Origin of the sequence: Acidovorax sp. Root402 (genome assembly GCF_001425125.1) — a bacterium.
Taxonomy (GTDB): Bacteria; Pseudomonadota; Gammaproteobacteria; order Burkholderiales; family Burkholderiaceae_C; genus Acidovorax; species Acidovorax delafieldii.
Genome location: NZ_LMDQ01000013.1, coordinates 560,019 through 580,418, shown reverse-complemented (window position 1 = coordinate 580,418; position 20,400 = coordinate 560,019). Strand labels below are relative to the sequence as shown.

The following is a 20,400-nucleotide window of genomic DNA, read 5'->3' as shown; positions in this document are numbered from 1 at the left end:
CGTCTGCACGCCCCAACTTCCGACGCAAAGTAATTTTGACTAGCTAACCGGACGAAGCGTTTTGACCACGCAATTTATCACTCCACAAGTGCAAGAACACCAAGCCACTGATGTGCCCCCACTATGAAAAAAGGCTTGCTGCGCGCTACGCTCATGCTGCTGACAGGCAGCGTGCTTGCTCACGCACTACCCATCTTGCTCGGGCCATTCCTCACACGGCTTTACACGCCTGAAGACTTCGGTCAGTACGCACTGCTCTGGGCAGTGGTCACCAACTTGGCCGTGATGGCCTGTGTGCGTTACGAGTTCGCGTTACCACTCGAAAAAACTCCACGCGGCGCCGCCCTACTGATGGCACTGTGTGCGCGCTTGTTGTTCGCCGCCACAGTGGTATCAGCGCCCGTGGCAGTTCTGCTGGTTTTCTGGCGGGACATGCCCTTGGCCTGGCTAGTGCCCGCAGGCGTGCTGAGCATTGGAGCAACCCAGTGGCTTACGCTCTGGAGCACGCGGACGCAGCGCTTCAGTCTACTTACGTGGGCACGCCTGTTGCAACAAGGAGGGGGGACCTTGCTACAGATGCTGCTGGGCCTACTCAAGGTAGGGCCTGTGGGACTGATGCTGGGCCCCATCGTTGCAGGCTTGTGCTCCGCCTGGCTGCTAGCAAGGCCAGCTCCGCAGGGTGGCTGGCGGCGGCTGAGGAGTCAACCGCTGACCCGTCTTAAGGCCATGGCAACACGTCACCGAAACTTTCCGCTTTACAACACACCGCACGCTTTCATTGGTGCGCTCCAAGACACGCTAACCCTTCTGCTCATCGCTGCCTGGGCCGGAGATGCGGCTGCCGGCTTCTGGGCTCTGGCGCTGCGCTACCTGAAGGCCCCCGCCACGTTGCTGGGGAGCGCGTTATCGCAGACGCTCTACCCGCAGCTACTGCAGGCACGCAGCGCGGCCGAAGCGCGGGGTTTGGTGCGCCGCACCATTGCGGTGCTGACCCTCTTGGCAGCGCCGCTGACAGCCGTCCTGCTTTTCTGGGGGCCCGGTTTGTTCACCTGGGTTTTCGGTACGCAATGGAGTGATGCTGGCACGCTGGCCAGAGGCTTGGGCATTTACATAGGCCTGCACTTCATTGCTTCTCCGCTCTCAGTAGTAACACTGGCTTGGCACGCCCAGCCCTGGGCGTTACGGATCTCCCTCGTAGGACAGATCCTGTTCTTCGTCGGGCTGGCCACAGGCCTCCACTGGGGAGGACTTGCTGGTGCGGCCTGGGGTGTCTCTGCCGCTATGGCTACGTACTTCCTTTATTATTTCCAGGCCCTTGCTACCTGGAGCGACATTCCCCATGAGAGCCTTTCTTAACCGCTTGCGCCGCTGGCTCTGGCGGCAGCTCTTTTTCCGCATGGTGTTCGGCGAGCAAGGCCGCGCTGGCCCTTACCTACCCCAAACCCGCATAGCCCCCAGCACCTGCATCGAGGGAGAAGCTGGACTGGAACTGGCCGACCATGTGTTCATAGGTCAGTTCAACTTCCTAGACGCTACTGCCGGGCTGCGCATTGGGGAAGGCGTACAGATCACCAACTTTGTCAGCATTGTCACGCACAGCTCGCACCGTAGCATTCGGCTGCTCGGCAGGGCCTATGCAAGCTACGAGGGCACGGCACCCGGTTATGTGCGCTCGCCCATCGTCATCGGCGCCTACAGCTTCATTGGCCCGCACAGCGTGGTCGAGGCAGGCAGCCACATCGGCAAGGGCGTGGTAGTTTGCGCCCATTCCCGCATTCGCGGTCATGTGCCGGATTTCGCCATATTGGCCGGCTCGCCTGCCCGCGTCATCGGTGACGTCCGACTAGGTGACGCCCAGCTGCTTGAGCGGCACCCCGAACTGGCATCGCACTACGCAGCCTGGGCTGGTGAGTTACCTCTGGCGGAGCCGGTGCATGGCTGACCGCCGCCACCTATGCCTGCTGGGCGACGCCAGCAGCCCGCACACCCGACGCTGGGCGCTGGAAATGCGCGCGCGCGGCTGGCATGTCTCTCTCATCACGGCACGCCCCGAGCCGCTTGATGGCGTGGAGCAATACATCCTACCGCCGGTTCAGCGTCCAACCGACTGGCTGCTACGCGCATCCGCAGCGCGCCGCTATGTGAATGAACTGTCACCCAACATTGTGCACGCCCACTATGTCACATCCTACGGTTACTTGGCTGCGCGCTGCGCCCACCATCCGTTGGTGATGACAGCCTGGGGTAGCGACCTGCTCGTCACGCCACATACCCGCCCGTGGATGCGTTGGCTCACCGGCTGGACCCTGCGCCGCGCCGACCTCATCACAGGCGACTCGGTCGACCTTGTAGAAGCCGCACTGCAGTACCACCCGCGGGCCCCAGTGCACGAAGTCCACTGGGGCGTGGATCGCACACGCTTTTCCCCAGCGCCCTGGGAAAGCAAGGATTGCCTGCATATCGTAAGTCTGAGGGCCTGGGAACCAAATTATCAGATAAGCACGCTAATCGATGCCTTCGCAATTCTGTGCGTTCAGTTACTTGACGTACCCATGCGCCTCCACCTGCTCGGCGGAGGCTCACTCGAACCAGCACTGCGCTCAAAGGTGCAAGCACATGGACTAGCGCAGAACGTAATTTTCCATGGCCGCCTAGACGATGCGGGCATGGCTGCCGTACTGGCGCGCTGCAAGATTTCCATATCCGTGCCCATAAGCGATGCGACCTCTGTGGCCATGCTCGAGAGCATGGCCTGTGGGCTAGCCGTGGTGGCCAGCGATTTACCTGCCAATCGGCAGTGGATAGACCCCGAGCTGCTGGTGCCCGCCGGCGATGTATCAGCTCTAGCCCGAGTTTTGCTTCGGCTTGCCAGCGATGATGCGCAGGCTCGCAAGACCGGCGAGCGCAACGTCGAGCGCATAGCTCGGGACGGCGACCGCAAGACGCAAATGGACAGTATCGACCAGCTCTACCGAAAGCTCATGGTTTAAGCGTCCAAGCAACTGCTGGCCTTGCATTAGGCATGAAAATCCTCTACCTCAACCACTACGCGGGCTCGCCCTCATTGGGCATGGAATATCGGCCGTATTACCTCGCACGCGAATGGGTGCGAGCTGGGAATGAGGTCGCTATCGTCGCGGCCACGTTCTCTCACGTACGCACGAAACAACCGCAAAAGGCACGCGAAGAAGTGGACGGAATTGCATACCTCTGGCTGCCCACCCCTACATACCGAGGCAATGGGCTGGGCCGGGTAAAGAATATTTGGAGTTTTTTGCACCAAGTGTGGCAACTGGCGCCTACGCTAGCGACGAAATACAAGCCCGACGTGGTAATTGCGTCCAGCACATATCCCATGGATATTTGGGTTGCAAGGCACATTGCCAAGATGGCAAAAGCCAAATTGATTTATGAGGTGCACGACCTCTGGCCAGCCTCGCCAATGGAGCTGTCTGGCATGCCGTGGTGGCACCCTTTCATTCTCTTGTGCCAAAAGGCAGAAAACGACGCCTACCGTGATTCGAACTATGTGGTATCCATGCTGCCAAATGTGGCAGAACACATGGCCCAACATGGGCTGGATCTTCGCAAGCTGCGCATCGTGCCCAATGGCATATCACCAGAGGAATGGGCCGATGCGCCGGCACCGCTGGCAGGCCCACTGACACATCACCTGAATTTACTGAAAGCAGCCGGCAAAACCATCGTCGGCTATGCCGGCTCACATGGTTTACCTAATGCACTGGACGTACTTTTAGACGCTGCTGCAATGCTACGCAATTCGTCGCTGTCATTCATCTTGGTGGGGGATGGTCACGAAAAAGCGCGGTTAGCGCAACGAATACGCAATGAAGGTCTAAGCAATGTTTCACTGTTTGACCCGGTTCCCAAGTCACAGATACCTGCGTTGTTGGCGCACTTCGATATTGCCTATATTGGCTGGCAACGGACGCCACTCTATCGGTTCGGCATAGCGCCCAACAAACTCATGGACTACATGATGGCGGGGTGCGCCATTCTCCATTCGGTAGAGGCAGGAAATGACCCCGTAACAGAGGCTGACTGCGGATTGACCGTGGCGCCAGAATCACCCCAAGCCGTTGCCCAAGGCTTGCTTCAACTTGCAGCGGCCACACCTCAGCAGCGCCAGGACATGGGCCAACGGGGGCAGGCTTTTGTATTGGCGCGTCACACCTACCCTGTACTTGCGCAGCAGTTTCTGGAAGTTATGGCATGACCACTTCAGATGAGCTCAACGCAGTCACCAGCAGATATTCCCGTCGCTCACACAGTAATAAACGGTACAGCTTTCTGCGCCCGGAGGTTTATTTGGGTGTGCAGGAGCGTCAACGTGCCATGTTGAAAATGTTCAGTCAGCACGGCACAACTGACCTAGCCACGCTCCGTCTGCTGGAGGTAGGCTGCGGCACAGGTGGTAACTTGCTGGAACTCCTGCGAATCGGTTTCGAGCCACAACACCTCAGAGGTATTGAGTTGCTGCCCGACCGTTTCCGACAAGCGCGCAACACGCTGCCGTTACAGCTGGAACTCTTGGAGGGTGATGCATCCCAAGCAGCCATTGCGCCTGAATCCCAGGACATTGTTCTGGTTTCCACAGTTTTTTCTTCGCTACTAGATGATCACTTTCAGCAACATCTGGCCGCTACTTTGTGGCAGTGGATCAAGCCAGGCGGTGCTGTCCTCTGGTACGACTTCACATTTAACAACCCACGAAATGCTGACGTTCGTGGTGTGCCTCTTAGCCGTGTGAAAGCACTCTTCCCCCAAGCCAAGATGAGCGCTCGGCGCATCACACTGGCTCCGCCGATAGCTCGCCGTGTGGCGCCCGTTCATCCCATGCTCTACACCTTGTTCAACAGCCTCCCATGGCTGCGTACACACATCCTCTGCTGGATAGCCAAGTCATGAGCCAGCCTTTCCTCCCTTTCGCCCGCCCTGACATTGGCGACGTCGAAATCGCCGCTGTCACCGAGGCCATGCGCTCCGGCTGGGTCACCACCGGCCCCGTCACGCGCCAGTTTGAACAGAACTTTGTGGACTACCTGGGCGGCGGGCTGCACGGCGTGGCCGTGAATTCGGCCACGGCAGGTTTGCACCTGGCGCTGGAGGCTCTGGGCCTTGGCCCAGGGGATGAGGTGATTGCCCCCACGCTCACCTTCACCGCCACCGTCGAAGTGGTGCGCTACCTGGGGGCCGACGCGGTGCTGGTGGATGTGGACCCGGTCACGCTGAACACCGACCCAGAAAAGATCCGTGCCGCCATCACGCCCCGCACCAAAGCCATCGTGCCCGTGCACTACGGTGGCCTGGCGTGCGACATGGATGCGATCCTCACCATCGCCAAAGAACACGGCTTGAAGGTGGTGGAAGACGCGGCCCATGCATTGCCCACCACCTGGCGCGGCGCGCTGGTGGGGCAGTTGCAGTCAGACGTGACGGTGTTCAGCTTCTACGCCAACAAAACCATCACCACCGGCGAAGGCGGCATGGTAGTGACGCGCGACGCAGCCCTGGCCCAGCGCATGCGCGTGATGCGCCTGCACGGCATGAACCGCGATGCGTTTGACCGCTTTACTTCGAAAACCCCGGCGTGGTACTACGAGGTCGTAGCGCCGGGCTTCAAATACAACATGACGGACGTAGCCGCCGCCATGGGCGTAAAGCAGCTGGAGAGGTTGCCGCAATTCTTGCAACGGCGTCAGACCCTCGCCCACCGGTATCACGAACAGCTCGCACAACTGCCGCTGACCTTGCCCGCCAGCGCGCCACATGGCGACACCCATGCCTGGCACTTGTATGTCATCCGGATAAGAGCCGATGCACCGCTGGGGCGTGACGAGGTCATCCAGGCACTGTCGGATCGGGGTATCGGTACAAGTGTGCACTATGTCCCCCTGCACCGACACCCATACTGGCGCGACCGGTATCAGCTGACCCCCGCGATGTTTCCTGTGGCCGATGCGGCCTACCAGTCGATGATCAGCATTCCCCTGTTTACCGCCATGAGCGACAACGACCAGGAGCGTGTGATTGCAGCTTTGCAAGAGGTGCTGGGCTGACCATGCCCAAGCGGTTGTTCGACCTGGTATTTGCTGCGTTTGGGCTGTTGGCGCTCACGCCCTTGCTGCTGGCGGTGGCGCTGTGGGTGGTGTGCGACTCACCTGGCCCAGCATTGTTCCGCCAGCAGCGCGTGGGACGCGCAGGCAAGCTGTTCCACATTTACAAGTTCCGCACCATGCACCAGCGTGCAGAAGCACATGGCCCCGCCATTACGATCGGTGCCGACGCCCGCATTACGCGCGCTGGTTACTGGCTGCGGCGTACCAAAGCAGATGAACTGCCGCAACTGGTGAATGTGCTGCTGGGCCAGATGAGCCTCGTTGGACCACGGCCTGAGGTGCCTCACTATGTCGCGCTTTACCCCAATGACCTGCGGGAGCTAATACTCAGTGTGCGTCCGGGCATCACAGACCACGCATCCATCGAATTCCGCGACGAAAGCACCTTGCTGGGCCAAAGCAGCGACCCCGAGCGCACGTATGTCGAGGAGATTCTCCCCGTTAAGTTGCGCTACGCGGCGCAGTACGCCCGCTCGCACACGCTGTGGGCGGATCTGAAAATCATCGCCAGAACCATATCCGCGCTTTGGGGCTACCACTCGTCCGGGGGCCGAGGACCTTCAGGCAGTGCGTAGCCGATAAAATCAACGGTTCGGCTGAACGCAGCCCTCCACTCCACGCTCCGCACCGACGGCACCTATGTCAGACCAAACCCACGCCCCCGCACCCCAGGACGACAACCAGCTCATCGCCGAGCGCCGCGAAAAGCTCCGCGCTCTGCGCGAAGCACAGGCCAACGGCGGTAGCGTTGCTTTTCCCAACAACTTCAAGCCCGGCCACAAGGCTGCCCAGTTGCACCTGGAACACAGCGCTGCCACGAACGAGTCCCTGGAAGCCACGCCGGTGAATGTGTCCGTGGCCGGCCGCATGATGCTCAAGCGGGTGATGGGCAAGGCCAGCTTCGCCACGATCCAGGACGGCTCGCTGGGCGAAGTGGGTGGGCGTATCCAGCTCTATGTGACCCGTGACGCTGTGGGCGAAGAGCTGTACGCGGCCTTCAAGCACTGGGATCTGGGCGACATCGTGGGTGCCGAAGGCTTGCTGATGAAGACCAAGACCGGCGAGCTGTCGGTCAAGGTGACCAGCCTGCGCCTGCTGACCAAGAGCCTGCGCCCGCTGCCCGACAAGTTCCACGGCATGGCCGACCAGGAGCAGAAGTACCGCCAGCGCTATGTGGACCTGATCACCGATGAGCAGGCCCGCAAGCGCTTCGTGGCCCGCAGCAAGGCCGTGAGCGGCCTGCGCGAGTTCATGGTGAGCCACGGCTTCCTAGAAGTCGAAACGCCCATGCTGCACCCCATCCCGGGCGGCGCCAATGCCAAGCCGTTCGTGACGCACCACAATGCTTTGGAGCAGGAGATGTACCTGCGCATCGCGCCCGAGCTGTACCTGAAGCGCCTGATCGTGGGCGGCTTCGAGCGCGTGTTCGAAATCAACCGCAGCTACCGCAACGAAGGTATCTCGGTGCGCCACAACCCCGAGTTCACCATGATGGAGTTCTACGCGGCGTACTGGAACTACCTGGACCTGATGGACTTCACCGAGACGCTGATCCGTGAAGTGGCGCTCAAGGCCACGGGCTCGCTGCAGATGACCTACCAGGGCCGCGCGGTGGACCTGACCCAGCCGTTTGCCCGCCTGACCATCCGTGAAGCCATCTTCCAGTACACCGAGGCCGGTGCCCATGTGGACGATGCCGCCTGGCTCATCAGTGCATTGAAGAAGCTGGGCATGACCGAAGAGAAGGACAAGCTCTCGACCCGCACGCTGGCCAGCCTGCAGGTGTTGTACTTTGAAGAAACGGTGGAAGACAAGCTGTGGCAGCCCACCTTCATCATGGAACACCCCACCGAAATTTCGCCCCTGGCACGTGCCAACGACACCCGCCCCGAGGTGACCGAGCGCTTTGAGCTGTACATCACCGGCCGCGAGTTCGGCAACGGCTTCAGCGAGCTGAACGACGCCGAAGACCAGGCCGCACGCTTCCATGCCCAGGTGGCCGCCAAAGACAGTGGCGACGACGAAGCCATGTTCTACGACCACGACTTCGTGCGCGCACTGGAGTACGGCATGCCACCCACGGGGGGTTGCGGTATTGGTATTGACCGCCTCATGATGCTGCTGACTGACAGCCCCAGCATTCGCGACGTGATTCTGTTCCCTGCGCTGCGCCGCGAGTCCTGAGGCCTGATTGATGCTGGCCGGCGGTCATTGGCCGCCGCCCCCACCGGTCCACAGGCACCAAGGAGACATACCGTGCCCTTCAGCTCCAGCAACGCGCCCTACCCTGCCAACGAGCCCCTGCCTTCGGGCAATGCTTTTTCGGTACTGGTGGTCGAAGAGCAGGGGTCCGTGCGCGCGGCGCTGGTGGCCGAACTGCGGCGGGCGGGGGTGTCAGACATCTTCGAGGCACCCGAGGGCCAGGCTGCGCTGCATCTGTTCAAGACCCACCGGCCCGATCTGGTGCTGCTGGACATCAAGCTGCCAGGCCAGGATGGCTACTGGGTGGCGCAGCAGATGCGTGAGAGCGAGGCGGGGGACTGGACGCCCATCATCTTCCTGTCGGGCCTGGACAACGAACTGGATGTGTGGCGCGGCATTGAGGTGGGGGGCGACGACTACCTGGTCAAACCCGTCAAGCCCATCGTGCTGATGGCCAAGCTGCGCGCCATGCGGCGGTTGCTGGACATGCGCCGACGGCTGGTGTCGATGTCGGCCGAGTTGCATGTCGCCAATCAGCGGCTTAACGAGATGGTGGAAATCGATGCGCTCACGGGCCTCGTCAACCGCCGCGGGTTTGACCGCATCCTGCACAACGAGATCCTGGCCGCGCGACGCGACGGCACGCCGCTCACGCTGATGCTGTGCGATCTGGACCACTTCAAGCTTTTCAACGACGCCAGCGGCCATGTGCAAGGAGACGCCTGCCTGAAAGAGGTGGGCCGCCTGTTGCGCGAGGTCTGTGTGCGCCCCCGGGACGTGGCCTCGCGCTACGGGGGGGAAGAGTTCGCACTCATCCTGCCCAACACGCCCCGCTCCGGCGCCATGACTTTTGCACGAGCCCTGGGGCAGCTGCTCAAGGTGCGCGCCATTGCACACGCAGACTCCCCACTGGGCGACACACTGACCCTGTCGGGTGGCATCACGACCTGCGTGCCCGACGACAGCACCAACGCCGAGAGCATGATCATGCGGGCCGACCAGGCGCTCTATGCCGCCAAGGCCCAGGGCCGCAACCGCTTCTTCAGTTTTGAAATGCAAATGGACACCGTGGAGCAATTGCGCAATTGAGTTTCTTCCACTTCTTCTCTTTCGACGCGACCGAACGCAACGCCCGTACCGCCGTCTCCCGCATGCAAGTTCTGAAAACCCGACTGCCCGAGTGGATGCAGGACTGGCTTGAGGTGATCATTCCTGGCTCGCAGATCCTGCTGATTCTGTTTGTCGCCTGGCTGTTGCAGCGCACACTGAGGCGCCTGGTGCGCCGTGCCAGCGCCCACTACCAGTTGCCCAATGAACTGCTGGTGCCCATCAACGGCCTGATCCGCTGGCTCATAATTGCCAGCGCCGCGCTACTGGTGCTGGAGCGCATGGGGGTGTCGGCCACGGTGCTCTGGACCGCCTTCACCGGTTTTGCCACCGTGGGTGCCGTCGCGTTCTTCGCGGCCTGGAGCGTGCTGTCCAACCTGTTTTGTGCGCTGCTGATCTTCACCGTGCGGCCCTTCAAGATCGGCGACTACATCGAGGTGCTGGACACCGCAGAGAAGCCTGGCGCCAAGGGGCGCGTGGTGGACATCAACCTGCTTTACACCACGCTGGAAGACCACGGCGCAGCCACCGGTCACACGGCCTGGCTGCAGATTCCGAATGCGCTGGTGTTCCAGCGCGTGGTGCGCAGGTTTCAGGGGGTACCGCCGCCCCCTGCCCCGCCTGCGGCCACTGCGGATGCGATAGCCAATGCCTCACCGGCCGCACCGACACCGGTGACGCCAGGGCCCTTCAACACGCCCTAGCGGGTAACACACTCGGCACCGCAAGGGGTGGCGCCGTACCGGACACACCACCACACGCAGGTCAGGGCAACAGGTCCAGCGCCTGCAGGTAGGCAGGCTGGTACATCAGTTCATCCCAGGCTTGCGGCAGGGTTTCGGGCAGCAGCGCCAGGCGGCGGGATTCGCTGTCCACACTGGGTTGCCAGCGCCCCTGGTTGCGGGCGTTGTCGAGGCCCGTGATGAGTTCGTCCACCGCTTTGCCATCGCCCACGCTCTGGTTGCACAGCAGCACCAGGTCGCAACCCGCTTCCAACGCCGCCACGGCGGCATCGGTGTAGCTGACCACCTGGCCGTCCAGGCGGCGCGCCCCTTCCATGCTGAGGTCGTCGCTGAAGATCGCGCCGTCAAAACGCATCTCGCGGCGCAGGATGTCTTGCAGCCAGCGCTGCGAGAAACCCGCGGGGCGGCTGTCCACCTTGGGGTAGATCACGTGGGCCGGCATCACACTGGTGAGCGTGCTGCTGAGCCAGGGGTAAGGCGCCGCATCGTCGGCCAGGATGGCCTTGAGGCTGCGCTTGTCTACGGGTACCTCGGTGTGCGAGTCCGCCTTGACAAAGCCGTGGCCAGGGAAGTGTTTGCCGCAGTTGGCCATGCCCGCCTGCAGCAGGCCGTGCATGAGGCTCTTGGCCAGCAGCGCCACCACACGGGGGTCGCGGTGGAAGGACCGGTCTCCGATCACTCCGCTTTCACCCCAATCCAGATCGAGCACGGGCGTGAAGCTGAAGTCCACACCGCAGGCGCGCAATTCGGTACCCAGCACATAACCCGCCGCCGTGGCCGCATTGGTGGCGCGCAGGGCGCCGCTGCCGGGCACAGCCTTGGCGCCCTTGCCGTCATCCATCCACATCTCTCCCAGCGCACGCATGGGCGGCAGGTGGGTGAAACCATCGGTGCGAAAGCGCTGCACGCGGCCGCCTTCGTGGTCCACACAGATCAGCAGGTCGTCGCGCACGGCCTTGATGCTGCTGGTGAGTTGCAGTAGCTGTGCGCGGTTTTCCCAGTTGCGGGCAAACAGGATGACACCACCCGTGAGTGGGTGCGCCAGGCGGCGGCGGTCATCGGCACTGAGGGTGGTGCCAGCGACGTCGAGGATCAGGGGTGCGTGTTCAGTCATGGGACGTTTCAAGGGTCAATCGCTACTCAATTGATAGCTATCAGCACATATGAATCATGCGCTTCAAGGTGATTTGGTTTGGATTTTTTCTACCACACAAAAGCTGGCGGCGTAGTCGGTTTCGTCGGTCACGCTCAGGTGCGCCTGCAAGCCCTGGGCCTCAAACCATTCCTTGAGCGCGCCGTGCAGCACGATGACAGGTTGGCCGCTGCGTAGCTTGGCGACCTCGCAGTGGCGCCAGGTCATGGGCATGCGCATGCCCAGGCCGATCGCCTTGCTGAAAGCCTCCTTGGCCGAGAACCGGGTGGCCAGGTAGCGCAAACCCCGGTCGGGCCAGCGCACGCTGCGTTCACGCCAGGTGGCCAGTTCGCCCTCGGCCAGCACCTTTTCAGCAAAGCGATCGCCGTGGCGCGCCAGACTGGCCGCGATGCGGCGCACGTCGCAGATGTCGGTGCCGATGCCGTAGATCATGAAATTTCAATCAAAATGGCTAGAAGCGCTAGTGAAACATGCCTCTGCAGCTATCAAATCAAGAGTTTCCTGCGCCCACAAAGCCCTGGGCAATGCAGTCCAGGTACGCCTGCACGGTTGCGGCGTAGCCCAGCTCCAGCGCATCAGCAATCAGCGCATGGCCAATCGAGACCTCCAGAACGCCCGGCACTTCGCGCACAAAAGCCGCAAGGTTGTCCCGGTTGAGGTCATGGCCAGCGTTGACGCCCAATCCGACGTCCAGCGCGGCCTGGGCGGCTGCGGCATAGCGTTTGAGCTCGGCCGCCTGCTGTGCCGAGCCCCAGGCGGCGGCATAGGGCTCGGTGTACAGCTCCACCCGGTCGGCTCCCACGGCCTTGGCCGCTGCCATTTGCTCAGGGACCGGGTCCATGAAGAGGCTCACGCGCACACCCAGTGCCTTGCATTCGGCCACCAGGGGCGCCAGGCGCTCGGCATCTTGCGGAAAGCTCCAGCCGTGGTCGCTGGTGAACTGGTCCTCGCTGTCGGGCACAAAAGTCGCCTGCTGGGGGCGCACCTGGCGAATGAAGTCCATCAGGTTCTGCGACGGGTTGCCCTCGATGTTGTATTCGCGGTCGGGCCAGGCCTTCATCAGGGTTGCCAGCTCATGCACGTCCTGGCCGCGGATGTGCCGTTCGTCGGGCCGGGGGTGCACCGTGATGCCCTGCGCACCCGCTTGCAGGCACAACTCGGCCGCGCGGGTGACGCTGGGAATGCCCAGGTGTCGCGTGTTGCGCACCAAAGCCACCTTGTTGACATTGACGGACAAGGCGGTGCGCTGGGGAGAGTGAGAGGATGGATTCATAGGGCCTGCAAATCAATCATGAGCTGGCGGGTGCGCAGCGTCGGGCTGCCGCAATGGTATTGCAGCAGGGCACGCAGCTGCGGCTTGAGTTCAGTCGCCACGGGGGCACATGCGCGCAAGGTGGCGGTGTAGCTGGCCACGTCATCCAGGCCATGCTGCAGGGCCCGCCACTGGCTGCCCAGCAGGCCTGCGCGGTCCGCTGCCGACGCGGCACGCAAGCCGCCTTCGGGCACCAGGGTGTAGCGGGTGCCCGGCTCCAGGGGGGCGAAGGTCATGGTCTGCACGTCCAGTCCCGGCAAGAGGCCGATCTCGCGCAGGAGCAGCAGCTCAAAACTGCGCAGCACCGCCTCGAGCGCATCGCCATGCTCACTGGCCAGCACGCGCACCACTCCTGCATAGGCATCAAACAATGCCGGGTGCGGGTCTGCCCTCGCCAGCAGGCGCAGCAGCAGTTCATTGAGGTACATGCCCGACAGCAGGGCATCGCCCGTGGGCATCACATGCCCCCCCACCCATTCAGCGCCCTTGAGCGTGTGGATGTCGGCATGGCCATCGCCCGTGAGCGTGTAGGTCACCAGCAAGGGCTGCAGCGGCAGCAGCACCGGGCGGAAGTTGGAGCTGGGCTTCTTGGCCCCTTTGGCCACGAGTGCGGTCCGCCCTTGCTGGCGGCAGAAGACCTCCAGGATCAGGCTGGATTCGCTCCAGTCGTAGCTGTGCAGCACGAACGCAGGTTCATCAGAAATGCGCTTGGCTACGGCCACGGTACTGCGGGGATGAATGGTACGGAGGGATCGCCCGTGACGCCTGCTGCGGGGTGTGCGCGCAGGAAGACGGGAAAGTCAGCTTTCGGGGATTATTCGTAGCCGAAGGAGCGGACCCGGGCTTCGTCATCGGCCCAGCCGGAGCGGACCTTGACCCACAGCTCCAGGAACACCTTGGCGTCCATGAGCTTTTCCAGCTCCTGGCGGGCCTCGGTGCCAATGCGCTTCAGGCGCTCGCCCTTGTCGCCAATGACCATCATCTTGTGGTTGTCACGCTCCACCACGATGGTGGCGGCAATCTTGACCAGGCGTTTGTGCTGCTTGCTCTTTTCCTCATCGAACTTGTCGATGACCACGGTCGAGGTGTAGGGCAGTTCGTCGCCCGTGAAGCGAAACAGCTTCTCGCGCACGGTTTCAGAGGCCAGGAACTTCTCGCTGCGGTCGGTCAGTTCATCCTCGCCGTACCACCAGGCCTGCTCGGGCAGGTATTTGGCGCAGATGCCAAACAAACGCTCGATGTCGCCCTTGTTCTTGGCCGACATGGGCACGAACTCGGCAAACGGATGGCGCTCCTGCATGCTCTTGAGCCAGGGGGCAAGCTCTGCACGGCGGTGCACCATGTCCAGTTTGTTGGCCACCAGCAGCGTGGGAATGCCCGGCTTGAACAGCGAAAGCACCTTGGCATCCGCCAGCGTGAAGTTGCCGGCTTCCACCACAAAAAGGATCAGGTCCACGTCGCCAATCGCGCCCATCACCGTCTTGTTCAGCGACTTGTTGAGTGCGGTGGCGTGCCGGGTCTGGAAGCCAGGGGTGTCCACAAAAATGAACTGCGTCTGGTCCAGGGTGCGAATGCCCGTGATTCGGTGGCGCGTTGTCTGCGCCTTGCGCGAGGTGATGCTGATCTTTTGCCCCACCAGGGCATTGAGCAGGGTGGACTTGCCCACGTTGGGCTTGCCAACAATGGCGATCACACCACAGCGTTGGCCGGGCACAGCCGCCGGAGCCCCCGCAGCAGCCAGCATGGCTTCCAGATCGTTTTGCACCGGGGCGCTTTCAGCACCCTGGTCAGCAGCTACATCTTTGGTAGCGTCATTCATAAATTCTTTGCTTTCAATGTGGCCAGCATGGCCGCGGCGGCGGCTTGCTCGCCTGCCCTGCGGGAACCGCCGATGCCACGCTCGGTCAGGCCCAGTTCGGGAATATCGCACTCGACGTCAAAGGTCTGGCGGTGGGCCGCACCCACCGTCGCGACCACCTTGTACTGCGGCAGCCTCATTTTGCGGCCCTGGAGCCACTCCTGCAACGCGGTTTTGGCGTCCTTGGATGCTGCCTGCATCTGCGGGTTGATCTCCACGCCCTGGAAAAGACGGTGCACCAGCGCTTCTGCGCTGGTGTAGCCAGCATCCAGATACACCGCCCCAATCAGGGCCTCCAACGCGTCCGCCAGGATGGAGGGGCGCTGCTGCCCCCCTGATTTCGCCTCACCCTCTCCGAGGCGCAGTACCTCTGAGACTTTGAGTCGCACCGCCAACTGGTGCAACGTGTCCTGCTTGACCAGATTGGCCCGCACCCGCGACAAATCTCCCTCGGGCAACTCAGACAAACGCTGGTACAGCAGGCTGGCTACCGCCAAGTTCAAAACGGAGTCGCCCAGAAATTCAAGCCGCTCGTTATGGTCCGCAGAGAAACTGCGGTGTGTGGTGGCACGCTGGAGCAGCGAAGGATCGGCAAACACATGCTGCAGGCGATCCTGCAGCGCTAAAAGACCGGGCTGCACCTAGTTGGTCTGCGCATCAAAGCGGTAGACCAGATAGGCTGGACCCGCCAGGGGAATCTCGCGCGAGTATTTGAACGACACCACCACCTTCTCGCCACGCTTGGTTACCTCAAGGTCGGCGCCCTTGATTGACCGAATGTCATCAATAGATGCCGCACGATCAAAAGCCGCCCGCACCCCGGGTACGGTGCTTTCCAACTTGGCTTTTTCAATTGCCTTTTTCGCCGAAGCGTACTCAAGGAAGATCGGAATTGATTGACCTCCGATGGCAAAAGCCGCCACGGCAATCAGCCCCACAAAAATCAGCCCAAAAAACGACAACCCGCGTTGGCTTGAGCGGCTTGCAGTGCGATATGTCTTCATCAATGACCCCCTCAATGTTATTAGCAAGCGCCCGCACTCAATGGAACGAGCCGATGCGCTTGAGATTACCGAAATTCATCCAGACAAAAAAGGCCTTGCCCACGATGTTGCCCTCGGGCACAAACCCCCAGTAACGGGAATCGAGCGAGTTGTCGCGGTTGTCGCCCATCATGAAATAGTGCCCCTCCGGCACCTTGCAAGTGACACCTTCTACACTGTAGCGGCAGTTTTCGCGATAAGCAAAATTGCTGGCGCCTTGTACAAACGCGGGCACATCGGGATTGTTCAGCAACCGGTGCGGCTGATCACCCAGTTGCTCTTCAAACTGCTTGAAGTAACGCATGGAGTCTTCTTCAAAGAAGTCGGGCAACGCCTTGGTGTCAACTGCTTTACCGTTGACGGTGAGGCGCTTGTTGATGTAGGCCACCTCATCGCCCGGCACCCCTACGACACGCTTGATGTAGTCCATGCTGGGCTGTGGCGGATAGCGGAACACCAGAACATCGCCGCGAACGGGCCTGGATCCCTCCGTCAACCGTGTGTTGATGACAGGCAGTCGAATGCCATAGGTGAATTTATTCACCAAAATCAGGTCGCCAACGAGCAGCGTTGGGATCATGGAGCCCGATGGAATCTTGAAAGGCTCGAAAAGAAACGAGCGCAAGAAAAACACCGCAGCGATGACTGGGAACAACCCCGCAGTCCAGTCCAGCCACCAGGGTTGCATGAGGATGCGGCCCTTGACTTCCTGCACATCCACATCCACCTTCTGGATGCCCATGCGATCCAGCTCTGCACGCCGCTCAGTTGCTGCGTCCTCGATGGCCTGCGCCGCGCGGCGCCGCCGGGGCAGAAAATAAATGCGCTCTGCCAGCCAGTAGATGCCGGTGACGACCGTCGCCAGAAACAAAAGCAGTGCAAAGTTGCCCTCGATAGCTCCGGTATACCAGGCACCGATATAGCCCACGAAGGCCGCCAGCACCAGTGACGTCAAAATTTGCATGAATTGCATCAATCTTCCACCTGCAAAATGGCCAGGAATGCCTCTTGAGGCACCTCGACCGATCCGATCTGTTTCATGCGCTTTTTGCCTGCTTTCTGCTTCTCAAGAAGCTTGCGTTTGCGGGTGATATCGCCGCCATAACATTTGGCCAACACGTTTTTGCGCAGTGCCTTGATGGTTTCGCGCGCAATGATGTTGGCGCCGATGGCCGCCTGGATGGCCACGTCATACATCTGGCGGCTGATGATCTCGCGCATCTTGGCAACCACTGCCCGGCCGCGGTACTGCGACTGCGAACGGTGCACGATGATGGACAAGGCATCCACCTTTTCTCCGTTGAGCAGGATATCAACCTTCACCACATCGGAGGCACGGTACTCCTTGAACTCGTAGTCCATGGAGGCGTAGCCGCGCGAGACCGATTTGAGCTTGTCAAAGAAGTCGAGCACGATTTCACCGAGCGGCATTTCGTAAGTGAGCATTACCTGGCGACCGTGGTACGCCATGTTCATCTGCACGCCACGCTTCTGATTGGCCAGCGTCATCACCGGGCCCACATAGTCCTGCGGCATGTACAGATGGACCGTAACGATAGGCTCGCGGATTTCCTCCAGACGACCCTGGTCAGGCATCTTGGAGGGGTTCTCGACCATGATCACTTCGCCGTCGGCCTTGACCACCTCATAGACCACACTGGGGGCCGTCGTGATGAGGTCCTGGTCGAATTCGCGCTCCAGCCGCTCTTGCACGATCTCCATGTGCAACAGTCCGAGAAAGCCGCAGCGGAAGCCAAAGCCCAGCGCCTGACTCACCTCGGGCTCATAGTGGAGCGAGGCATCGTTGAGCTTGAGCTTTTCCAGGGCGTCACGCAGCGAGTCGTACTCGCTGGCTTCGGTGGGGTAAAGACCTGCGAACACCTGGGGCTGGATCTCCTTGAAACCAGGCAGCGCGTCCGTAGCAGGCCCTGCATTGTTGGGGAGCTTCTTCTCGAGCGTGATGGTGTCACCCACCTTGGCGGCCTGCAGCTCCTTGATGCCGGCAATGATGTAGCCCACCTGCCCTGCATCGAGGGAATTGCGCGGCTCGTTGGCGGGCGTGAACACGCCCAGGTTGTCGGCGTTGTACACCGCGCCCGTGGCCATCATCTTGATGCGCTCGCCCTTGAGCAAGCGGCCATCGACCACACGCACCAGCATGACCACCCCGACGTAGCTGTCGAACCAGCTGTCGATGATCATCGCGCGCAGCGGGCCATCGGCATTGCCACGTGGTGCGGGCACCTTGGCAACAATCGCCTCCAGAATCTCATCGATTCCCATACCGGTTTTGGCAGAGCAAGGAATCGCGTCGGTGGCATCAATGCCGATCACATCTTCGATCTCGGCCTTGGCATTGTCTGGATCAGCGTTGGGCAGATCCATCTTGTTGAGCACCGGCACCACTTCCACACCCAGATCCAGAGCGGTGTAGCAGTTGGCCACAGTCTGCGCTTCGACCCCCTGCGATGCATCCACCACCAACAGCGCACCCTCGCATGCAGACAGCGAACGACTCACCTCATACGAGAAGTCCACATGCCCTGGCGTGTCGATCAGATTGAGGTTGTAGACCTGCCCATCCTGGGCCTTGTACTGCAGCGCAGCGGTCTGCGCCTTGATGGTTATCCCACGCTCTTTTTCGATATCCATCGAGTCCAGAACCTGGGCCTCCATCTCACGGTCTGCAAGACCCCCGCACCGCTGAATCAAGCGGTCGGCAAGCGTCGACTTGCCATGGTCGATGTGCGCAATGATGGAAAAATTTCTGATGTGATTCATCAACGGAAAGCGTCAAGTGATTGAATTAAAACAGTGCGCACAAGAAAAAAGGGCGCGTCGAATGGCGACGCGCCCTGAACCAACAATCATTGGCAACTGCGATAGTTGGAGCTTCATTGTAGGCAAAAAGGCCGCCTGAAAAAGCCCGCCCCTCGGCATCCAAGGGAAGTTGCCAGGGTGCAACAGGAATTTTATACACAGTTTATGCACAGTCTGCACAAGAACAACGCTGGACAACTTGTGGGTGAGCTGTGGATCAACTGTGCATTGCTCAAAAACATCCCACATCGTGAACAGAGCGCCCGTCGATATGCAGATAAGCGTTGAACGCAAGTCTCTATTCTATCGAAACTGGTTGATGGATCTCTGAAAAGTTAGCAAAAGCTAACATCTAGACTGGTGTGGACGCCTCCTATCAACCCCTCAAAAAAAACCAGGCACCGACAATGGCCCCCTTGAAACGTAGGGAATGACCCGACTCCGGGCCATCGTCGTTCTCGCTTGTGGCGCTTATCTGCCGGGGCGAATCAGCGCGTACTGAGCCCACTCGCCGCGGCGATACAGCACGTTGATGGACTTGCTCTTGTCAGCCTTGGACAGCACGGATTCAAACTCTTTCACGCCCGCCACTTCGGTGTTGGCAACCGACAGGATGATGTCCCCTTCCCGAAGGCCAGCGCGTGCTGCCGCGTCCGTGGCGGTCGCCACGACCACCCCGCCCTTGAGCTTGAGTTCCTTCTTCTGGGCATCCGTCAGTTCCGTCACTGACAAGCCGATCTGCTGCGCAGCTGCAGAGGCCTTGGGTTTCTCCTCGCGCTCGGCTACTTTGGTGGCGGGCTTGTCAGGTTCGATCTCCGCGATGGTGATGGCCAGATCGCGGGATGCACCGCGACGGAACACCGTCACCGAACTGCGATTGCCTGGTTTGGTGTTGCCAACAAGGCGCGGCAGGTCTGCCACCTTCTCGATGGGTTTGCCATCAAAGCGCGTGATGATGTCGCCCGCCTCCACACCCGCTTTGTCGGCGGGCGATCCTGCCTCCACGCCCGTCACCAGAGCGCCCTGCGCCTTGCCCAGGCCAATCGACTCAGCAACATCCTTGGTGACTTGCCCGATCTGGACACCGATACGGCCACGCGTCACACGGCCCGAAGCGCGCAGCTGCTCACTCACACGGATGGCTTCATCCATGGGGATGGCGAACGAGATACCCATGAATCCGCCAGAGCGGGAATAGATCTGGCTGTTGATACCCACCACCTCACCACGCATGTTGATGAGCGGCCCGCCGGAGTTTCCGGGGTTGATGGCCACATCCGTCTGGATGAAGGGTAGGTAGTCACCCGTATCGCGCTGCTTGGCACTGACGATGCCCGCAGTGACCGTGTTTTCCAGCCCAAAGGGCGAACCGATCGCCATCACCCACTCGCCCACTCGGAGGCGACTCACATCCCCCACTTTCACAGCAGGCAATCCTGACGCCTCGATCTTCACAACGGCCACGTCAGTGCGCTTGTCAGCCCCCACGATGCGCGCCTTGAACTCACGCTTGTCCGTCAAGGTCACAATGACCTCGTCAGCGCCTTCAACCACATGCGCGTTGGTCATCACAAACCCGTCAGAGGTCAGAATGAAACCCGATCCCACTCCACGTGGCTGCGCCTCTTCTTCCTGTTGAGGCCGTTGAGGCCGCTGTTGACGCGGAGCATTGGGGATGGGTACCCCAAATCGGCGAAAAAATTCCAGCATCTCTTCGTCCATGCCATTGGCGTTGGCTCGACTGGACGCTTTCTCGACGGTGCGGATGTTGACCACTGACGGCCCCACCTGATCCACCAGATCGGTGAAATCAGGCAACCCCCGAACCAGCGGTGTAGGTTGTGCCAACGCCGCATGGGGCGCTACCGAGACCGTGGCGAGACCACCCATCAGGCATGCCACTGCCACCGAACGCAACATACTTCCATCAAACTTCGGCATCTTCGACCTTTCTTGATTCTTGGCGAATGCTGTTCACGAATTGTGTGTGACTGTGAAGAGTGTGACGCCAAATGGTTCCCC

At 60.9% G+C, this 20,400-nt stretch carries 20 protein-coding genes; 10 read left to right on the top strand and 10 right to left on the bottom strand.

Going from position 1 to position 20,400, the window contains the following annotated elements:
- Positions 1 to 123: 123 nt before the first annotated feature.
- The 10 genes from ASC83_RS10035 to ASC83_RS09990 all read left to right on the top strand — a co-directional run bounded on the left by ASC83_RS10035 (position 124) and on the right by ASC83_RS09990 (position 10,153).
- Positions 124 to 1,356 (top strand): lipopolysaccharide biosynthesis protein, encoded by a 1,233-nt coding sequence (locus tag ASC83_RS10035; protein ID WP_056061421.1) that lies wholly within the window; start codon positions 124 to 126, stop codon positions 1,354 to 1,356.
- Entirely contained in the window at positions 1,340 to 1,942 is a 603-nt protein-coding gene (locus ASC83_RS10030; RefSeq protein WP_056061418.1) for an acyltransferase, read from the top strand. Before ASC83_RS10035 ends, ASC83_RS10030 begins: the two co-directional genes overlap by 17 nt.
- The gene (locus ASC83_RS10025) at positions 1,935 to 2,990 is read left to right on the top strand and encodes a glycosyltransferase (RefSeq protein ID WP_056061415.1); all 1,056 of its coding nucleotides are present in this window, start codon (positions 1,935 to 1,937) and stop codon (positions 2,988 to 2,990) included. Before ASC83_RS10030 ends, ASC83_RS10025 begins: the two co-directional genes overlap by 8 nt.
- Positions 2,991 to 3,022: 32 nt before the next feature.
- Entirely contained in the window at positions 3,023 to 4,237 is a 1,215-nt protein-coding gene (locus tag ASC83_RS10020; RefSeq protein WP_056061412.1) for a glycosyltransferase family 4 protein, read from the top strand.
- Positions 4,234 to 4,929, top strand: a complete 696-nt coding sequence (locus ASC83_RS10015) for a bifunctional 2-polyprenyl-6-hydroxyphenol methylase/3-demethylubiquinol 3-O-methyltransferase UbiG (protein ID WP_056061410.1) — start codon at positions 4,234 to 4,236, stop codon at positions 4,927 to 4,929. The genes ASC83_RS10020 and ASC83_RS10015 overlap by 4 nt, the downstream gene beginning before the upstream one ends.
- Complete coding sequence (locus ASC83_RS10010) at positions 4,926 to 6,080, top strand: DegT/DnrJ/EryC1/StrS aminotransferase family protein (RefSeq protein ID WP_056061407.1); 1,155 nt, start codon at positions 4,926 to 4,928, stop codon at positions 6,078 to 6,080. The genes ASC83_RS10015 and ASC83_RS10010 overlap by 4 nt, the downstream gene beginning before the upstream one ends.
- Before the next feature lie 2 nt (positions 6,081 to 6,082).
- Positions 6,083 to 6,715: a sugar transferase gene (locus ASC83_RS10005; protein ID WP_056061403.1), complete on the top strand. Its 633-nt coding sequence runs from the start codon at positions 6,083 to 6,085 to the stop codon at positions 6,713 to 6,715.
- 64 nt (positions 6,716 to 6,779) lie between these two features.
- Positions 6,780 to 8,324, top strand: a complete 1,545-nt coding sequence (lysS, locus tag ASC83_RS10000; protein ID WP_056061400.1) for a lysine--tRNA ligase — start codon at positions 6,780 to 6,782, stop codon at positions 8,322 to 8,324.
- Positions 8,325 to 8,396: 72 nt separating this feature from the next.
- On the top strand, positions 8,397 to 9,431 hold the full coding sequence (locus tag ASC83_RS09995) for a diguanylate cyclase domain-containing protein (protein WP_056061397.1): 1,035 nt from the start codon (positions 8,397 to 8,399) through the stop codon (positions 9,429 to 9,431).
- 62 nt (positions 9,432 to 9,493) lie between these two features.
- Complete coding sequence (locus tag ASC83_RS09990) at positions 9,494 to 10,153, top strand: mechanosensitive ion channel family protein (protein ID WP_056062136.1); 660 nt, start codon at positions 9,494 to 9,496, stop codon at positions 10,151 to 10,153.
- Positions 10,154 to 10,214: 61 nt separating this feature from the next.
- On the opposite strand, the gene nagZ is transcribed toward ASC83_RS09990, so the two are convergent.
- From nagZ to ASC83_RS09940, 10 genes are all read right to left on the bottom strand, one after another.
- Positions 10,215 to 11,306, bottom strand: a complete 1,092-nt coding sequence (gene nagZ / locus ASC83_RS09985) for a beta-N-acetylhexosaminidase (protein ID WP_056061394.1) — start codon at positions 11,304 to 11,306, stop codon at positions 10,215 to 10,217.
- A 63-nt stretch (positions 11,307 to 11,369) separates the two neighbouring features.
- Positions 11,370 to 11,777: a holo-ACP synthase gene (gene acpS, locus ASC83_RS09980; protein ID WP_056061391.1), complete on the bottom strand. Its 408-nt coding sequence runs from the start codon at positions 11,775 to 11,777 to the stop codon at positions 11,370 to 11,372.
- A gap of 58 nt (positions 11,778 to 11,835) precedes the next feature.
- The gene (locus ASC83_RS09975; protein ID WP_056061388.1) at positions 11,836 to 12,618 is read right to left on the bottom strand and encodes a pyridoxine 5'-phosphate synthase; all 783 of its coding nucleotides are present in this window, start codon (positions 12,616 to 12,618) and stop codon (positions 11,836 to 11,838) included.
- Positions 12,615 to 13,379 (bottom strand): DNA repair protein RecO, encoded by a 765-nt coding sequence (gene recO, locus ASC83_RS09970; RefSeq protein WP_056061385.1) that lies wholly within the window; start codon positions 13,377 to 13,379, stop codon positions 12,615 to 12,617. The genes ASC83_RS09975 and recO overlap by 4 nt, the downstream gene beginning before the upstream one ends.
- 92 nt (positions 13,380 to 13,471) lie before the next feature.
- Positions 13,472 to 14,476: a GTPase Era gene (gene era / locus ASC83_RS09965; RefSeq protein ID WP_056061381.1), complete on the bottom strand. Its 1,005-nt coding sequence runs from the start codon at positions 14,474 to 14,476 to the stop codon at positions 13,472 to 13,474.
- On the bottom strand, positions 14,473 to 15,156 hold the full coding sequence (gene rnc / locus ASC83_RS09960; protein WP_056061378.1) for a ribonuclease III: 684 nt from the start codon (positions 15,154 to 15,156) through the stop codon (positions 14,473 to 14,475). Before rnc ends, era begins: the two co-directional genes overlap by 4 nt.
- Positions 15,157 to 15,519, bottom strand: coding sequence for a DUF4845 domain-containing protein (locus tag ASC83_RS09955; protein ID WP_056061375.1), 363 nt, complete (start codon positions 15,517 to 15,519; stop codon positions 15,157 to 15,159).
- Positions 15,520 to 15,556: 37 nt separating this feature from the next.
- The gene (gene lepB / locus ASC83_RS09950; protein ID WP_056061368.1) at positions 15,557 to 16,531 is read right to left on the bottom strand and encodes a signal peptidase I; all 975 of its coding nucleotides are present in this window, start codon (positions 16,529 to 16,531) and stop codon (positions 15,557 to 15,559) included.
- A complete protein-coding gene (gene lepA, locus ASC83_RS09945; RefSeq protein WP_056061364.1) occupies positions 16,531 to 18,339 on the bottom strand; it encodes a translation elongation factor 4 in 1,809 nt (602 codons plus the stop codon). The genes lepB and lepA overlap by 1 nt, the downstream gene beginning before the upstream one ends.
- Before the next feature lie 510 nt (positions 18,340 to 18,849).
- Positions 18,850 to 20,268 (bottom strand): Do family serine endopeptidase, encoded by a 1,419-nt coding sequence (locus ASC83_RS09940; RefSeq protein WP_369816960.1) that lies wholly within the window; start codon positions 20,266 to 20,268, stop codon positions 18,850 to 18,852.
- Between the last annotated feature and the right edge of the window lie 132 nt (positions 20,269 to 20,400).

Coding starts and splice junctions, on each gene's coding strand:
- ASC83_RS09955 (WP_056061375.1), bottom strand. CDS start 15,519: ATGAAGACATATCGCACTGCAAGCCGCTCAAGCCAACGCGGGTTGTCG.
- ASC83_RS10035 (WP_056061421.1), top strand. CDS start 124: ATGAAAAAAGGCTTGCTGCGCGCTACGCTCATGCTGCTGACAGGCAGC.
- ASC83_RS10020 (WP_056061412.1), top strand. CDS start 3,023: ATGAAAATCCTCTACCTCAACCACTACGCGGGCTCGCCCTCATTGGGC.
- lysS (WP_056061400.1), top strand. CDS start 6,780: ATGTCAGACCAAACCCACGCCCCCGCACCCCAGGACGACAACCAGCTC.
- nagZ (WP_056061394.1), bottom strand. CDS start 11,306: ATGACTGAACACGCACCCCTGATCCTCGACGTCGCTGGCACCACCCTC.
- ASC83_RS10025 (WP_056061415.1), top strand. CDS start 1,935: ATGGCTGACCGCCGCCACCTATGCCTGCTGGGCGACGCCAGCAGCCCG.
- ASC83_RS10010 (WP_056061407.1), top strand. CDS start 4,926: ATGAGCCAGCCTTTCCTCCCTTTCGCCCGCCCTGACATTGGCGACGTC.
- ASC83_RS10005 (WP_056061403.1), top strand. CDS start 6,083: ATGCCCAAGCGGTTGTTCGACCTGGTATTTGCTGCGTTTGGGCTGTTG.
- ASC83_RS10030 (WP_056061418.1), top strand. CDS start 1,340: ATGAGAGCCTTTCTTAACCGCTTGCGCCGCTGGCTCTGGCGGCAGCTC.
- lepB (WP_056061368.1), bottom strand. CDS start 16,531: ATGCAATTCATGCAAATTTTGACGTCACTGGTGCTGGCGGCCTTCGTG.
- ASC83_RS10015 (WP_056061410.1), top strand. CDS start 4,234: ATGACCACTTCAGATGAGCTCAACGCAGTCACCAGCAGATATTCCCGT.
- era (WP_056061381.1), bottom strand. CDS start 14,476: ATGAATGACGCTACCAAAGATGTAGCTGCTGACCAGGGTGCTGAAAGC.
- ASC83_RS09940 (WP_369816960.1), bottom strand. CDS start 20,268: ATGGGTGGTCTCGCCACGGTCTCGGTAGCGCCCCATGCGGCGTTGGCA.
- ASC83_RS09975 (WP_056061388.1), bottom strand. CDS start 12,618: ATGAATCCATCCTCTCACTCTCCCCAGCGCACCGCCTTGTCCGTCAAT.
- ASC83_RS09990 (WP_056062136.1), top strand. CDS start 9,494: ATGCAAGTTCTGAAAACCCGACTGCCCGAGTGGATGCAGGACTGGCTT.
- acpS (WP_056061391.1), bottom strand. CDS start 11,777: ATGATCTACGGCATCGGCACCGACATCTGCGACGTGCGCCGCATCGCG.
- lepA (WP_056061364.1), bottom strand. CDS start 18,339: ATGAATCACATCAGAAATTTTTCCATCATTGCGCACATCGACCATGGC.